This is a genomic window from Methanothermobacter sp. KEPCO 2 (assembly GCF_041228365.1).
GTDB classification, from domain to species: Archaea; Methanobacteriota; Methanobacteria; order Methanobacteriales; family Methanothermobacteraceae; genus Methanothermobacter; species Methanothermobacter marburgensis.
In genome coordinates this window covers 517,459-533,848 of record NZ_CP166185.1, presented here as the reverse complement: position 1 = coordinate 533,848, position 16,390 = coordinate 517,459, and the positions used below count along the sequence as shown (strand labels likewise).

Annotated in this window: 10 protein-coding genes; 8 read left to right on the top strand and 2 right to left on the bottom strand. The window is 48.5% G+C overall.

The window, feature by feature from the left end; translation table 11 throughout:
* The first annotated feature begins 131 nt into the window (after positions 1 to 131).
* Together AB9H23_RS02940 and AB9H23_RS02935 are read left to right on the top strand one after the other, a co-directional pair.
* Positions 132 to 995 carry a carboxypeptidase-like regulatory domain-containing protein gene (locus AB9H23_RS02940; protein WP_370005469.1) on the top strand — a complete coding sequence of 288 codons (864 nt, stop codon included), beginning with the start codon at positions 132 to 134 and terminating at the stop codon, positions 993 to 995.
* Positions 961 to 8,934 carry a carboxypeptidase regulatory-like domain-containing protein gene (locus AB9H23_RS02935; protein WP_370005468.1) on the top strand — a complete coding sequence of 2,658 codons (7,974 nt, stop codon included), beginning with the start codon at positions 961 to 963 and terminating at the stop codon, positions 8,932 to 8,934. The genes AB9H23_RS02940 and AB9H23_RS02935 overlap by 35 nt, the downstream gene beginning before the upstream one ends.
* Positions 8,935 to 8,938: 4 nt before the next feature.
* Here AB9H23_RS02935 and AB9H23_RS02930 read toward each other — a convergent pair whose 3' ends face one another.
* Positions 8,939 to 9,877, bottom strand: a complete 939-nt coding sequence (locus tag AB9H23_RS02930) for a M48 family metallopeptidase (RefSeq protein WP_370005466.1) — start codon at positions 9,875 to 9,877, stop codon at positions 8,939 to 8,941.
* Positions 9,878 to 9,881: 4 nt separating this feature from the next.
* The gene (locus AB9H23_RS02925) at positions 9,882 to 10,550 is read right to left on the bottom strand and encodes a zinc ribbon domain-containing protein (RefSeq protein WP_370005464.1); all 669 of its coding nucleotides are present in this window, start codon (positions 10,548 to 10,550) and stop codon (positions 9,882 to 9,884) included.
* 225 nt (positions 10,551 to 10,775) lie between these two features.
* Here AB9H23_RS02925 and AB9H23_RS02920 point away from each other — a divergent pair, with 225 nt between their 5' ends.
* The 6 genes from AB9H23_RS02920 (at position 10,776) to AB9H23_RS02895 (ending at position 16,330) form a co-directional block, all read left to right on the top strand.
* Entirely contained in the window at positions 10,776 to 11,471 is a 696-nt protein-coding gene (locus AB9H23_RS02920; protein ID WP_370005463.1) for a DUF169 domain-containing protein, read from the top strand.
* Between the two features lie 24 nt (positions 11,472 to 11,495).
* Positions 11,496 to 13,178 carry a PAS domain S-box protein gene (locus tag AB9H23_RS02915; RefSeq protein WP_370005461.1) on the top strand — a complete coding sequence of 561 codons (1,683 nt, stop codon included), beginning with the start codon at positions 11,496 to 11,498 and terminating at the stop codon, positions 13,176 to 13,178.
* A 245-nt stretch (positions 13,179 to 13,423) separates the two neighbouring features.
* On the top strand, positions 13,424 to 13,837 hold the full coding sequence (locus AB9H23_RS02910; protein ID WP_321211927.1) for a nucleotidyltransferase domain-containing protein: 414 nt from the start codon (positions 13,424 to 13,426) through the stop codon (positions 13,835 to 13,837).
* Complete coding sequence (locus AB9H23_RS02905) at positions 13,830 to 14,267, top strand: DUF86 domain-containing protein (protein ID WP_321211926.1); 438 nt, start codon at positions 13,830 to 13,832, stop codon at positions 14,265 to 14,267. Before AB9H23_RS02910 ends, AB9H23_RS02905 begins: the two co-directional genes overlap by 8 nt.
* Before the next feature lie 199 nt (positions 14,268 to 14,466).
* Entirely contained in the window at positions 14,467 to 15,336 is an 870-nt protein-coding gene (locus AB9H23_RS02900; protein WP_370005459.1) for an NERD domain-containing protein, read from the top strand.
* A gap of 181 nt (positions 15,337 to 15,517) precedes the next feature.
* A complete protein-coding gene (locus tag AB9H23_RS02895) occupies positions 15,518 to 16,330 on the top strand; it encodes a DUF368 domain-containing protein (RefSeq protein WP_321212145.1) in 813 nt (270 codons plus the stop codon).
* Positions 16,331 to 16,390: the final 60 nt, after the last annotated feature.

Sequence of the window (16,390 nt, the reverse complement as noted above, 5' to 3'; positions counted from 1 at the left end):
AATTTTAATATTACTCTAATTCTTTTTATATGAAAAATCGATTTAAGAAATTTTTTAATCTTAAATTAAAAAATTTTAAATATTGCGAGATAGAATAATATAATCATTAAAGGGGTTCTGGGGGGTAAATTTTGAAGGATATTCTTTATGGGACATCCTCCTTAAAAGAAGCTGCATGCACTGGACTTGCAATTCTTATACTTTTATTCACTTTATTTGCCCTTACAGGGTCAACTTCCGCTGCTGAACTCAACGACTCGACAATACCACCACCAGGCATCGACCCATACGGGACAGTTAAGTCCTGGAATGGAGATCCGATTGAAAATGCAACCGTTAAGGCCATGCAGGGTGGTGTGACAGTTGCAGAGAACACCACCAGTTCATCAGGGGCCTACAACCTTATTCTACCCGAGGGCACCTATGAAATCGTGGCATCAGCCGAAAATTACACCTCATCATCACTTATTCTTGACGTGAATGAACCCCTCGAGGTTAACTTTGAACTTGCATACCCCAACTCCTTCTACGGCACCATCCATGACGCCTCCGGCGCGCCACTGGAGAACGTCATCGTTGAGGTCCGTGACCAGCTGGACGTCACCATTGCAGAGAACTACACAGATTCCGCTGGCAGATACATGGTGAACTATGGCAGATACTTTGAGGAACACCCCGGCGTAATACAGGCCTACCTTGCCCTTGTGGCCTTCCGCGGAGACCTCTTCACAGAGAGGTACAACATCCTCATGGACCGTGGTGAATCATCACGCTTTGATTTTGAAATGGAGTACCGCACCTCCATCAGGGGCACTGTGAGGGGCCAGGAGACCCTGCCATCAGGTATCCCTGTAACAGTCCTTCTTGAGGCCGAGAACCGCACAGAGTACACCGACCCCTATGGTAACTTCTACTTTGAGTTCAGAGAGGATGAGGTCCCCCTCGTTGAGGGGGGTAACTGTGGATGCATATTGCTACCACCCCTGGAGCAGTGATCTTACCCTGCAGCCAGGTGATGAAATCTCACTTAATATCGTCCTGGACGAGAGGGCGCTCCTCACGGTTAACGTCACCAACTCAAGTGGAGAGCCCGTTGAAGATGCTGTTATCTCATTTGCTGGAATGGAAGGGTACACCGGTGAGGATGGCTCAGTTAAACTGGCTGTCGAGACAGGAGAACTCAACCTTCAGGTTTCACATCCACTCTACGCCCCTGAGACCAGAACAATTCAGGTTGTTGATGGTGAAAACACCCTCAGCATTGAACTAATAAGGCTCGGGCTTCCGGTTGAGGTTAGGGGAACCGTGGTTGATAGGGGAACACCCATTGAGGGCGCCGAGGTTGTCCTTGAATCAGGCTCATTCCGGTTAAGCAGGTACACCAGTTCCAGTGGGGAGTACGCCTTCAGCACAGATGACCACCCCCTCCTCACATCAGGTGTGCCTGTGACACTCAGTGTGCAGATGTGGATGTATAAACCCTACGCTGAGACCTTCACAGTCCCTGAGGCAGGGGATTACAGGGAAATTGAACTTGAACATGAAACCACACTGGGGGGTTATGTGAGTGACCCCGATGATAACCTCGTATACGCGGATGTTACCCTCAGCTACACCCAGAATGGTGAACCTGTTGAGCTGACAGCGGGTCTTGATGAGGGAGGCCATTACCTCTTCTATGGTGTTGGACCCTCAGATACAGGGACATATGACATCCGCGCGTACCACCCACTCTACAGGCCCTACCATGCGGTCATAGCCCTGAACATGTCATCTGAAAATGTCCATAACATCGTTATGGGCTACTATGACGGCTCAGCATCCTTCAAGGTAGTGAACTGGGATGGGGAGCCGCTGAGTGGAGTGGGCATCCAGCTTGATGGACCCGCCTACCTCTACAGGGTCACCGGGGCGGATGGTGTTGCACTCTTCAACCACATCCCCGATGGCCTCTGGACCTACACCATGGGGCCCTACGGCTATGTACCGGTCACCGGTAATTTCACCATCACTGATGGTAGCAGTGAGTCACTGACTGTGAGGCTCATAAGGAAGGGGCTTCCTGTGACACTGCAGGGTCACGTCTATGACTCAACGGGTGCACCGTTACGTGGTGTCAGGTTGTACTTCTGGCCTGACACACACCCTGGATACACATCCATATGGGGTGACACGAATTCAGAGGGGTTCTACATCTTCACAACCCAGAATTTTCCTGAACTGGTATCAGGCCTCTCAGGTCACCTCAAAACCTACCTGTCACACTACCGTGACGCAGACATCTACCTGTTAATGGGTGAGGGTGTCACAACCCAGGACATCCGCCTGGACCTCTGGCCCTCAAATATCACGGTTAATGTTACTGACATTAATGGCAACCCTGTGGCCGGTGAGAACGTCTACCTCTCTGGTCCGGACAGTTTCAGTGGCACCACAGGTGCAGATGGTCTTGCTGTATTTGAACACTGTCCGGCCTCAGAGTACTGGGACATCTCCCTCTACCCTTATAACTACTATTCCTGGGACGGCTACTGGTACACCCTCACAGAGGACCGGAACCTGACCGTCAATGTTACTCTGGTGCCAAGGACGGTCCCCTGTGAGATAAAGGGTACTGTGGTTGATGACGTGGGGGTTCCAGTATTCAATGTTAAGGTGGACCTCCTCTACATAAATGCAGACCAGCCGGTTGTATGGAGTTCAGTAAGGACAAATGCCTCAGGTAAATTTGCCTGTAACCTTTACGCAACAACAGCCAACCTCATGAGGCTCATATTCTCGAAGGATGGTTACAGGAACCTCACTGTGGATATAATGCCCTGGGAGTTACCTGTGAACAGAATTTTCACCCTTCAGCTTGATGTGGAGGAAACAGGCAGGGTGCAGGGTTACATAAGGAACTTCCTGGGTGAACCGCTTTCAGGGATAACCGTCACAGCATCACGGGTGGGTTACCCCAGCATCTCAAACATCACAGATTCCAGTGGCTTCTACAGTTTCGACCTTCCAGCCGGGAACTACATCTTCACAACCTCCAGCCCCAGCCATATAACTGTGAGTAAGGCCACAACGGTTGCACCCAACATCATAATCCCCGTGGACTTTGAACTGCACCTTAAAAACTCCGTTTATGGTAGGGTGCTCCATGCGAACCTTGACAGGGACCCCTCACCTCTGGAAGGGGCTATTGTGGAACTTTTAATGGATGGCACATCAGTTGCATCCACCATCACAGACTCTGAGGGAAGATATGAGATAGCCGCCCCAATATCAGGATCATATAACCTTACAGCAGGATTACACCCATATGAGCCTTCATCAGAAGAAGTTAACCTCCAGGAAAACTCAGCCCTATTCAGGGAGATCATACTGTATCCTGGTCCATACTCAGGCATCCATGGTACAGTAACAGATGCCATAACCGGCCTTCCCCTGGGGGGCGTCACTGTGACCCTCAGACGTTACATCGGTGAATTTGCTGACCTTGAAATTGAAGTTATCACAGGTTCAGATGGATCATACAGCTTCCAGTCACTTTACCCATGGAGAACCTACACCCTGGACTTTGAAAAGCCCTCTTACGTCCCTGTAAAGGACCTCTGGTTCTTCCCTGGACCTGGAGAGGATATTGAACACAACCAGGTGCTTCAGCCACTCCTCTCAACGATGGTTGAGGGCCAGATACTCTGCTGGGCCGGGCCACTTCAGGGTGAGGTGTTCCTTGATGGTGCCATAAGTATGATTACTGGCCCTGATGGCAGATTCGAGTTCACCGATATCATACCGGGTTACCATGTACTCACAGCCTATGTGAGTGGCTGGGCAGAGTCCGTCTACTTCCTCCTTGGAAACGGGGAGCACCTCCACCAGGATGTCGTCTTCAGGACCTTCGTAATGGACAGGTACCCCTCACCAGGTGAGGTCCTCAGGGAACTTCAGAGTGTGGGTGTGAGGCTCTTCGGTGGAAGGGAGGGTGCTGCAGCCACACTGAACCTCTACCCTGGAACAGCCGCCACAGGGACACCAATTCCCGGAATACTCTCATGGACAGGGGACTGGCTCATATTCACTCCCTCCTCAATGCCCCCCAGGGGCCCCTGCACAGCCAGGGTTGAAGTTCCAGGTGAGGTAACAGCGACCTGGACATTCCAGTACCTGCCACCGACAAACAACCCACCGGTTATAACCTCTTTTAGCCCCCAGGATGGCTCATTCTTCAGGAAACCATCAGCAGTACCGGTTACAGTGACTGTGAGGAACGACCCTGGAAATGGATTATCATTTGCTGACTCAGGGATCCTCCTGGATAACCTGCCGGTTGAAACCCAGATAACAGGGGATGACCTCACAGGAATCTGGACAATGACAGCGACACTCTCAGGCATCTCAGCTGGATGGCACAAACTCACCGCAATTGCAATTGATCCCCAGGGTCTTGGCGTATCAGCGGACTGGAGGATCTTCGTATCCCATTCTTCAGGCCCCATCATAAGCAACCTCAGGGTGACACCTGCATTTACCCCTGGGAGGGGAAGCATGCATGTAACTGCAGATGTGAGTGAACCCGTAAATTCAGTTTCCCTTGTCTTTGAGATACCATCCAACAGTGTTGAACTTGGAGGATTTGAGGATAGAATAGATGGCTACTGGAGCGGATGGCTGAGGGACGGGCAGAGGACGTTCATGGCACCTGATGGGGAGATACACTTCACCATCATGGCCGTGGGAATGGATGGGGCATTCTCAAACACACTGGGTGGTTCAACAATTGTCGACACCACAGGACCTGAAATTATATTAACAGATCCGGATGTCCTTAAATCAAGAAATACTACCATAAAGGGTCTTCTGAATGACCTCGTAGGGATTTTCAGTTTCAATGCAACATCAAAAACCTGCACTGTGACACCTGGCTTCACGGCAACCACATTCACCGTGGAAATCTCAGCCCCCGCAGACGGCTACCATGAGATAGTGATGAATGCCACTGACATCCTTGGAAACTTCCGCAGGGTGGTCTACAGGGTCCTCATAGACACATCAAATCCCCTTGTCCAGTTCACAGCTCCAGGGGAGAACAGCACCGCGAGACCAGGGGCTCTGCTGAGCTTCAGGGTATCAGATGGGCCCTCAGGACTCTGGAGGGGCTACCTCATGTACTGCTCCAATAGGAGACCTGATCCTGTTCCCCAGGACCTCAGGGTATTCCTTGACGGTACTGATATAACCGATAGGCTTCAGTATGGCAGGAGGACGTATTCTGATACTGTAACTTCAAGCTTATATGGCTACACCTACACTGCATCACTTGAATCCATTGAGGTAACCTATAATCCCAGATTATATGGCTTCCTCAACGATGGCCAGCACACACTCCGTGTGACGGTAAAGGACCGGGCGGGTAATGAGGAGACCTATGAGCTGCACTTCTCAAGCTTTACAGGAAACCCTGACATCATAGAGAAGAGCATTGATATGGTCTCAGAGGAGAATGAAACCCTTATTATGGTATTTGATGTGCAGGAGAACTCAGATGGCGGATTCGATAAATTCATCCTTAAGGTGGATGGCTCAACGGTAGCGGCACAGCCCCTCATAACTCTGGGCCTCCTCCCCTACATGTGTAACGTGAGATATGAGGTTCCAGGAAACTTTGCAGAGGGCCCACACACAGTGAGCCTTACAGTTACCGATGGCAGGGGATTCTCAGGAACACTGGACACAGGGTTCTATCACCTTGAAAGGACGCCTGTAAGCCTCCAAAGCTTCAATGAGAGGTACATGTACATCCCTGACATCGGGGTGTACTCAGGAAACCACACCCATTACCTGAAAACCAACAGTTCATACTACTTCAAACCTGGCAGCAGCGCCCTTCACGGCTACTGTGCAATGGATGGTCCCAGCAGTGCCCTCCTCAGGATATACTCAGAAAGATCAAGCAACATGATCCTCCCCATGGGCGGGCAGCTGGCGTTTACAGTGGCAGAGACACCATATATGAATGCGGCTGATGCAGAATTCCTCTCACTATGGATGACCGATATAGAGGTCATCAACAATGTGCGCTGGGGATGGGGTGGAGGCATACTTGTCTACTTCGACGATGGACGGGGATACAACCTCCTCGTAAATAACACCAGAGGGGTTCTTGGCTTTGACCTCCTCAGCACACTGAACCCCACTGCAATACTCTACGTCAGACATGAAGCCCCATGGGTGAACTGGGCCGGTGTTGTGGATAACAGCGTCGCATCCAGAAGGGGGGCTGATGGAAGGATATGGAAGAACTACATCGTGAAGATACCCGAGGGCCTTAACACAGCCAACCTCAGGTTGATATTTGTATGGGAGACCGTAAACTGGTTCCAGGACAGCGCTGGCATGACGGTCTCTGTCTCATCAAAGATAGACAATGTTGAATTTGTCAAGTCCATAGTGGATTACGTGTACCCGGACTTCGGTGAGGAGGACGTTAAACTCAAACCAACAATATGGGCCCAGTTCAAGGTTCCCCTTGACACCGCAAGGTTCAGTTCAGAGGTATTCCACCTCAGGAACTCCGCAGGCGGAATCATAAACGGAACAGCCAGCTACGATCAAACACTGCAGAGGGCCTACTTCACCCCCTTCAGTGAACTTGGGGGCCTCAGAACCTTTACCGGATACGTCAGCCAGGATATAAGGACTATCTATGGGGTTGTACTCCCAAAGATGGGACCATACACATGGAGCTTCACAACCGCCCGTGGATATCCAGCCCTCTGGCAGACCATCAGGTACAATGGGGAGGACTACTGCATATACCTCGTCTGGGGACCGGACTACGCTGGGGGAAAACCAGGCTACCTTTACTCAGGAAATGAATTTGTATCAACCTATGGAACCCTCCTTGAGATACAGGTCCTCAAGAAGGTTGGAAGCAACTACTATGAGATCGGGGACATGGACCTCAAACGCATGATATTCCAGGCGGCCCAGAGAAAGGCCTTCTACACCACCTTCAATGTCACATCCCCTGAACTCATACCCCAGTCAACCAGGGACTGGATTGAGGAACGTGCAGGAAGCTGGAGCGGCTGGATACTCTGGGGAGTCTCATGGCTGGTCTCAGACCCGGCCCCGATCCCCGACGATGATGAGGTTATAAAGGACATGATAGCCCTCATACTGGGTGATGGATCAACACCAGCCACACTTACGGGGGTTGAACAGGCACTATCCTGGTTCTCAACGGGACTCACAGGTGCAAGTAAAATAAACGATGTCGTGGAGAAACTGAGGGAGATGAAGGCCAAAAAGGCCGGTATCAAGTTTGAGGAGAGTGTTGTGGGTGATGTCCTTGAGATAGCAGAGTTTGTTAAGGGAGAACTTGACTTCCAGAGGGAGCTCTGGGAGTACGTCTTCAAGTGCATGTGGCAGATGAGGGTTGCAGAGAACTACCGGCCACAGTTAACAGCCATGCTTCCATATACCTCGGGAGGTACACATGAGGCCATCAGCGAATTCCTATCAGCAAGTATAGACACAGTGAAAAGGGATATAGCCCGCAAGGTGGCTGAACATATAGGTAAAACAACCGTCAGCCTGATCAAGGATGCTATACTCGAGGTCGTCAGCAAAAACCCCTACGGTAAGATTGTGGTGACGACACTGAAGGTCTTCTTCAAGATAGCCAGCTTCACAAGGTGGGATGATGTCCATGCATCATCAAATATTGCGGTGGCATACTCCGATGCAGAGTACAACTTCCACAATGCCCGGGAGGCACTGATCAGTACCTTCAAGCTCGTATCACCCGACAGAATCACAGTTGATGACGTCACATACCCACCGGTTGCTGGAAGGCTCTGGTACGGTGCAGGTGGATACTTCTATGACACCATGCTCAAGATAGCCAGGATAGTGAGGAACTGGCCAACATCCGATAAGAGTTCATGGGACGCCGTAATACCTGTATATGAGAGATACGCCTCAGAGTACCTTATAAGGAGTGGTAGCTTCATACCTGAGATGCTATCATCAAACACTGATATAATGCGTCTCCTCCCCCTCATAAAGGGGGGCACCCAGGGTAAACCCTCAAGGATATACCTGGCGGCCTACTCACCGGTGGCACTCCTTGTAACAGCACCTGACGGCCGCAGGATAGGATATGACCCCACACGCCCTGAGGGTCAGAGAATAGTCAACGACTTCGGTGCCAGTGCATTCTACAACAGCCCCTACAGTGAACCCCAGGTCATGGTGATACCGGCAGGTATAGGGGAACTCAGGATACAGGCCTTCGGGGTTGACACAGACAGTTACAGGATAACCGTTGAGGTCCTCGATGAGGATGGAAACCCCATCTCAGGTTCAGAGTGGACCGGTAACATAACCCCAGGTGTATATAAATTCTTCAGCATCCTCATAGACCAGTACGGTTCAACCTACAAATACGATGGCAGGGCACCGGTTATCAGGGTTACAGGCGTATCAGGTGGTGGAAGGTACACCGGCACAGTAAAACCCCTCATATCAGTTGACGATGACAACCTTGAGGGGTGGTTCGCAACACTCAACGGCAAACTCTACACAGGGGGCCCGGTAAGTTCACCGGGTGTTTACACACTGGTTGTGAGGGCCACAGATGGAGTGAACGTGGTCTACAGTACAGTTATCTTCATGATACAGGGGGTTTCACCGGTGAAGCCACCCGAGGAGGGCGAACACGGCGGTTTAAGGGAGACTGCAGCTTTAACAGAGGCGTATGCGGTTTCAGGTGCTGTGAGTGAGGTCCCCTCAAGGGCTGTGGTACCACCCGCTGAAATGGTTAACGTTACACCCACAGGTATGAGGGGAGGATATGACTACACATGGCTTGCGGTGTCTCTACTGGTATCAGTGCTCATAATTGGGGTGTACGGGGCCCTTAGAAGGAGGAATACATGAGGGCTCACCTACCCCACAATTTTGATCCGCAGATCCCACAGAAGTTTTCATCACCCACTAGAGCTGTTCCGCATTTATGACAACTTAATTCTATTTCAGAAGGATTTCCACTGTATTTTTCTATTATGCCACCGTATTTCCCCGATTCAATCCACTTAAGTATTTCTGATGCCCTCATAACACTCCATGGATGAGTCGAAAGCGATGCTATTAGTATCTTACCTATCTTATCAAGTTTATTATAATCGTATCCCTCAAATTCTCTGGCCTGTTCAATAAAGGCATCCTTTTTGATTCTATTGTAAAATTTTTTTGGAACTCCCCCTAATTTCATCAGAGTAGTTATAACCGCATCATCATTTTGACAAGCAAGAAGACCTGCCCTGTCTGCTGTAAATTCCGACATGCGCTGCCAGTGGAGTAGTGCAAGTTCAAGGCTTATACTAACTATCTCGCCAATACCCAAGGTTGCAGCACCTATCAAATCACCCAAAAAACCTAAATCCTTCGCTATCGTCTGATATACCATATGGCCACTTTTTATATGTCCAACTTCATGCCCAATCAAATATCTTAATTCATCATCTGTAAGAGAATCGATCGCATCTGATGTTAAAACAATCACTGGCTTTTCAGAACCTACTGTGAAGCCATTAATTTCTGAGTTCTCTTCGATATAGAGTTGGGGTATCCTCTTCAAATGAAGTGTTTCACAGACTTCCATGAAAATGTCATTAAGTTCTGGAAAACTATTTTCGTTAACCTTTATGTTACTGCCAGTATATACTAAACGTAATACCCTCTCAATATAATGTTTGTTGTATTTTCTTACGAGGGATTCAAGTCCAGGTGTACCCTCAAGGAGCTGAAGAGCCTGGCGGTCCAGTGGGTGCTCATATTCACTGGGATGGAGAAGGTTAAGTTTTTTTATTTCACCAGCCATTATATCACCTTAGTTCTTCCATGAAAATGAGGGTTCCACCACATTCACATTTCTTTAAGAATTCCTGAGGATCATCCCATGGTCTGAGCCTGTAGTACGTTTTACATGTATCACACACAATATAACCGCAATCATCTTCCCTCAAGGAATTCCTTTTCAAACTTCTTCCCTTAAGGAGAGTGTCTGCAGAATCAATAATCTCATCAAAGGTATTAAAAAATCTGGATTCCAGTTTATAGACTTCCTGTTTAAGTTTATTCTCATAATTAGATTCCTCTTTGTTTTCTGATTTTGATCTTTTTATTGCCAGGGCTTTGCTTATATCCTCAGATGTAGGGCTTGCCTTAACCAATGATTCGCCACATTCAATGCAGAACCGCTGCCCTGGTTTGGCATCTTTACCGCAATGAGGGCACCTGGAGACTACCCTCAGGGTACTGATCCTTTTCCCGCAGTTTGTGCAGAAACGTGATTGAGGGGCTAGTTTATAGCCGCATTCGGGGCAGATTTTAATATCATCATGTGATGTAATCTGCTCCCCATCAATGTGTAACCCCCTATTTTTTACAATGAGGGTTCCACAGTTGGTGCAGAATTTAAAACCATTTGGGATTTCCTTCCTGCATTTCGTGCAATAAAGTGTATTCCCTGATTCAGAGTTTTCATTAACCATCTACACCTCCCCTTCAACATTCAGTTTATAATTCATAGTGACTTCTAAAATTATAAACTTTATCGTGGCACCAAATTTGATAGTCCTTGATTTCCAACGTTTTCAGTAGTTTAAAGGGGCAGTTGATTTCAATACATATTCAGAATACACATTAACTCGTTGGGCAATGATTAAAATAATTTCAAACAAAAATTAAAAACATGTGAATAAGAGTGGGGTGTTCTATTGGATACTAATGAACTGGGGGAAAAACTTAAGGAACTCCTAAAACTTGAAAATGAACCCGTGGCCATAAAATGGTCCGTCAGGGAACCAGCAGACATTGAAAGGGAGAATGGTAAATCAAGGTTCTGTGAAAAACTCGTGAAGGCAATGAATGGGGAGGTCTTCTATGCGACCCGGGATGAGGAGGAGTGCATGGGGGGTGCAAGGTACACTGGCCTGAGGGATCCATCCGAGTTCCCTGCGAACATGCGAAGCGGCGCTTTCCTTGTGCCCATGGGGGTCTACAGGAACATACCGGCGGTGCAGCGCTCATGGAGGGGTAACATGAACGTTGAAGCAGGTATCTTCAGAGCCCTTATATTCGCCCCTCTTAAACTTGCTGAATATGAGCCAGACGTCATATTCATCCTCTGCAATGCTAGGCAGGCAATGGAGGTCCTCCATGCCAGCGCCTATGACTCAGGTTCACATGGCCTCGGGGCCGACTCAGGACCCATATGCAGTTCAATGGCAGCACTCCCCTACCTCACAGGTAAGGTGACCTATGGTTTCGGGGATGTGGGCTCAAGGAGGTACATGGGCCTCAAGGATGATGATGTCATGGTGAGCATCCCCGGAGGTGACCTGCAGCGCATCGTCTCGAACCTTGAGGAGATGAGGACCAAAAAGCTATTCAGGGGTGATGATGAAACATAAATTACTGCTCAAGGGCTGAGGTGAATGTTCAGAATTCTTTTCGTGAAGGATGGCGATGGTGCTCCTGACTTAGAGGAAAAACTGAGGCGCCATGGTTTCAGTGTGGATGTGGCCACAAGTCTTAAAGATATCAAGAAAACTGAATCCGACCTGATCCTCATACACACAACCCCCCAGAGGGTGGGGGATTGGATTCCTGGAGACACCGGGACCCCCATCATGTACCTCATAGACTTTGAGGATGAAGGGAATCTTGTATTAACCTGTCCATATGGCTGCATTGAGAAGCCCGTGGATGATGACGACCTTAAAAGCTGCATTGATTTTGTCATGAGCAGGATCATCCTTGGGGAGGAGCGCTACAGGAAACTCTTCGAGTACATCGATAGCTGCGTGGCCGTCTATGAGGCGGTTGATGATGGCGAGGACTTCATAATCAGGGATTTCAACCGTGCCGCTGAACGTGTTGAGGGCGTGAAGAGTGAGGAAATACTGGGAAGGAGGGTGACTGAGGTCTTTCCAGGTCTGGATGATTTCGGGCTCCTCGAGGTTCTAAGGAGAGTATACAGGACTGGAAGGGCAGAGCACTTTCCTCTTGCCTTTTACAGTGATGATAGAATAAGCGGATGGAAGGAGAACTTCGTCTACCGCCTCCCATCAGGTGAGGTGGTCGCGGTTTACAGGGATCTAACAGAACGTAAACAGCTCGAAGAGAAGCTTAAGGAGAATGAGCGCTTATACAGGAGCATATTCGAGAATACCGGTTCTGCGACAACCATAGTTGATGAGGACACCACCATACTGATGGTTAACAGAGAATTTGAGAGACTCAGCGGCTACTCCAGGGAGGAGATAGAGGGTAAAAAGAGCTGGAGGGAATTCTTAGCAGACGAGGACCTCAGAAGGATGGAAGAATATTACCATCTCTGGATGAAGGACCCTTCACTTGCACCAAGAATCTATAACTTCAGGTTCCGTGACCGTCATGGTAACATAAAGTACATAAGGATGAACGCGGATCCCATCCCAGGAACCACCATGACCGTGGCCTCACTCGTTGATGTCACAGATATCAGGGAGGCTGAGGAGGAGATACTCAGGTCCCTCAGGGAGAAGGAGGTGCTTCTGCGGGAGATACACCATCGGGTCAAAAACAACCTCCAGATAATATCAAGCCTCCTGAACCTTCAGCTTTCAAGGATAGGGGATGAAGAACTCCGTAAAATAGTCAGGGAGAGTCAGGGAAGGATAAAGGCCATGGCAATGATACATGAACACCTTTACCAGTCAGAGTCACTGGAGAGGGTCAATTTCAGGGAATACGTGGAGAAACTGGTTGGGGACATAATAATATCCCATGGGGTAAGTGTCAGGAAAGATCTTGAGATTGAGGACATGGAACTTGACCTGGACACCGCCATTCCCCTCGGGCTGCTCATCAACGAACTTGTAACCAACAGCATCAAGTATGCATTTCCCGATGGAAGAGGCACCATAACCATAGGTATGAGAAGGGCCGACGGTTCAGTAGAACTGGTGGTGGCAGATGATGGTGTGGGCCTTCCAGAGGATATTGACCCCTCGAGTACCGATACCCTTGGACTTAAACTTGTGAGTCTCCTCACCGACCAGCTGAACGGTAAGATGACACTAGATGTGGATAATGGTACGAAGTTCAGTATGGTTTTCAGGGACAGGTATGAATAGGTTGCAGCCATTAACCATACCTTCGTAATAGTGACGTTTAACGAAGATATTGCTCTGATGAAAATGAAGTCCCACTCAAAAGCTCCGGGTCATCTTAATGTCTTGCGTGATGAAAATAAAATGCCCCGAAAAACCTCCGGATTCATCGCCACATATACCTCATACGATGGAGATACCTGCATTTCGCACCGAATCTGCACCAGCCTAAAGATTATTAAATGAAACATGACATAATATGAAGCGTCATGAGAGAACTCCAGAAAAAACTTGGAAATTATTTTAAGGATAAGGATGAGGTCAGGCTGGCATACCTCTTTGGTTCGGTTGCAGATGAGAAAGAGGGACCACTCAGTGACATAGACATAGGGGTTCTGCTCGAAGATAAACTTGACAGGAACGCAAGGGCCAGGATGAAACTCAGGATGATATCAGAACTCACATCCATTCTCGGCTCCGACAAGATAGACCTCGTGATAATGAACGATGCACCACCCCAACTGAACTATGAGATAATAAAGGCACGAAGACCACTCACTGAAAACCCCACCCTCAAGGTGGGCTTCGAGCAGAGGATACTCTCAGATTACCTTGACAGGAGATACTACGACAGAAGATGGTTCAGGAATTACCTGAAAAGGAGAAGATGGAAAAATGAATGAAACTGAGAGAATAATTGAGCGGATAAAAACCATGACATCCTATGTTGATTTCCTCCGGGAGCACAGGGTATCAGAGCGGGAACTCCTGGATGATTATATCCTGCGATCCGCCATAGAAAGAAATCTCCAGCTTGCAATCGAATCAGCTCTTGATGTCGGAGAGATGGTAATCTCAATGGAAGACCTTGAGAAGCCAGAAACCTACAGGGACATTATAGAAATCCTTGAAAAACACGACATACTCCCATCTGATTTTGCAGAAAGGTTCTCTGAAGCCGCGGGTCTCAGGAACATCCTCGTCCACATGTACACCGACGTTGACCCGTCAATCATAGCCGAGATCCTCAATGAAAGACTTCATGACTTTGAATTTTATTCAGAATCCATTTTAAGGTTCCTTAGGGATAAATACTCCGATGAATTCAGATAAGGGGCAAATATGAAATCTGGTTTTAATTGATCCGCCTGGCATGTTGTAGATGACCACCTCTCTCGAAGGGTACTGGTTGCCGCACTGTTTATCATTCACTGACAGTATTGTCATAAGCACACAAAACAGCACACATGGAAAAGAATATAATCACCTCCCCCCTATAAGTAGGAAAGGGAAATCTCTTTCAAGTGATAGCATGGCCTACCTCATATGCGAGAACTGTAACCACTACTGGCAGATCAACAGTGAGGAGGAATTCTGGGCATTCCACAAGTGTGATGAATGCGGCTCACCACTCCTCTACGTTAAAAACCTCAATGAATACCGTAAAATCACCAAAGATGTCCCTGAATCCAGCAGAAAAACCCACACCCATAGGAAGGCCGATAATTACTGGAGGCTCTGGAGGGGAGGGCGCCTGATCCTCATTGCAGGGGCATTGATGACACCTGCCGGAATATTACTTACAGTCACAGGCACGGCATGGGGCATCACACCCCTACTTCTGGGAATCATTCTAATGGCCCTCTCGGTGCCACTGAGAAGGGCCAGTGAAAGAAGAGGTATGGGCTGGAGAAAGGGACATGAGGGTGAACTAATAGTAACGAACTGCCTCAGACGCCTACCTGAAGGGTATCACATCCTGAACGACATCCAGCTCCCTGGGGCATACGGGAACATGGACCACGTGGTTGTGGGGCCAACCGGGGTCTACGTGATAGAGACAAAGTCCTATTCAGGGAACTACATCGTGAAGGGTGACCGCTGGTTCCTTAACGATGAACTCAAAAAGGAGGAGGTCAGGTCACCGTCCATCCAGGCCAAGAGAAATGCCGCAGCCCTCAAGGAATTCCTTGAAACCAGGGATATCTATGTCTCATGGGTTAATGCTGTGGTTGCATTCCTCAGCGCCTCCTGCACCATCATGGAGGAGGATGAGCACTGCAGGATCCTGAAGCCCTGCCAGGTCCCGGAGCATATAATGGGGAGTCGCCTCATGCTGGGTGAGAGCAAGGTGAAAAAGATAGTGGATGCCCTGAGAAAACATGCCTCAGAGGTCTGGTAGGGTTACATTTATGAGGGTAATTAAAATTCGCATCAATCTCCACCTTATTCTCATCTGGTAGGGTACATTTATAAGGTGGCTGGTTATAAATATCTTCTTCAATTCATGATCATGGAGGATTTAAATGGGTTACTATGACAGACTCAGGGGGTTCCTGGCAATATTCCTCAGGGGACTCTTCATGGGAAGCGCGGATGTGATGCCCGGTGTCTCGGGCGGGACAATCGCACTCATAACAGGTATCTATGAGAGACTGGTACATGCAATAAGTAAGATAAGGTTCGGATTCATAAAGCCCCTCATCACCGGCGACCTTGATGGTGCCCGGAAGTCCCTGAGGGAGGAGGTCGACTTTGAACTCTTCGTACCCCTCCTTGCAGGTATAGCCTGTGCGATTCTCACACTATCAAAGGTTATACTCTTCTTCATAACCACCTACGTGGCATTCACCTACGCATTCTTCTCAGGCCTCATACTCGCCTCTGCATATGTGGTCTACCAGAAGATAGATGGTTTTTCACTCAAAAACCTGGCATCAGGTGCTCTGGGTCTCATATTCGCCTACCTCTTCGTGGGCCTCAACCCGATACAGGCAAACCACACCCTCCCTGTTGTCTTCATATCTGGATTCGTGGCCATATGTGCCATGATACTGCCGGGTATCTCAGGTGCATTTCTACTTCTCCTGCTGAACCAGTATGAGTACATGCTGGGTGTCCTGAACCGTATGGCCATCGTTGAAATATTCACATTCCTTGCAGGGGCGGCTATCGGTATAATGAGCTTCTCAAGGGTTCTGGATTACCTGCTGAGGAACCATGAGGCCGTTACCATGTCATTTCTTGTGGGCCTCATGATAGGTACCCTGAGGCTCCCCTACAACAAGATAGCGATGGTGGATACCACCTCCATCATAATATCCTTGGTGATTGGTATAATCGGATTTGCCCTCGTCATGATACTTGAGAGCAGATTCGACTACATAGACTACTGAAATTTAATTATTTCTCTTACCTAAACCCAAAATTTATTAATTTTTCCTTTAATTTACTGG

Bases quoted from the DNA above. Each gene is read 5' to 3' on its own strand.
- AB9H23_RS02895 (WP_321212145.1), top strand. From the start codon at position 15,518: ATGGGAAGCGCGGATGTGATGCCCGGTGTCTCGGGCGGGACAATCGCA.
- AB9H23_RS02905 (WP_321211926.1), top strand. From the start codon at position 13,830: ATGAATGAAACTGAGAGAATAATTGAGCGGATAAAAACCATGACATCC.
- AB9H23_RS02900 (WP_370005459.1), top strand. From the start codon at position 14,467: ATGGCCTACCTCATATGCGAGAACTGTAACCACTACTGGCAGATCAAC.
- AB9H23_RS02930 (WP_370005466.1), bottom strand. From the start codon at position 9,877: ATGGCTGGTGAAATAAAAAAACTTAACCTTCTCCATCCCAGTGAATAT.
- AB9H23_RS02910 (WP_321211927.1), top strand. From the start codon at position 13,424: ATGAGAGAACTCCAGAAAAAACTTGGAAATTATTTTAAGGATAAGGAT.
- AB9H23_RS02925 (WP_370005464.1), bottom strand. From the start codon at position 10,550: ATGGTTAATGAAAACTCTGAATCAGGGAATACACTTTATTGCACGAAA.
- AB9H23_RS02915 (WP_370005461.1), top strand. From the start codon at position 11,496: ATGTTCAGAATTCTTTTCGTGAAGGATGGCGATGGTGCTCCTGACTTA.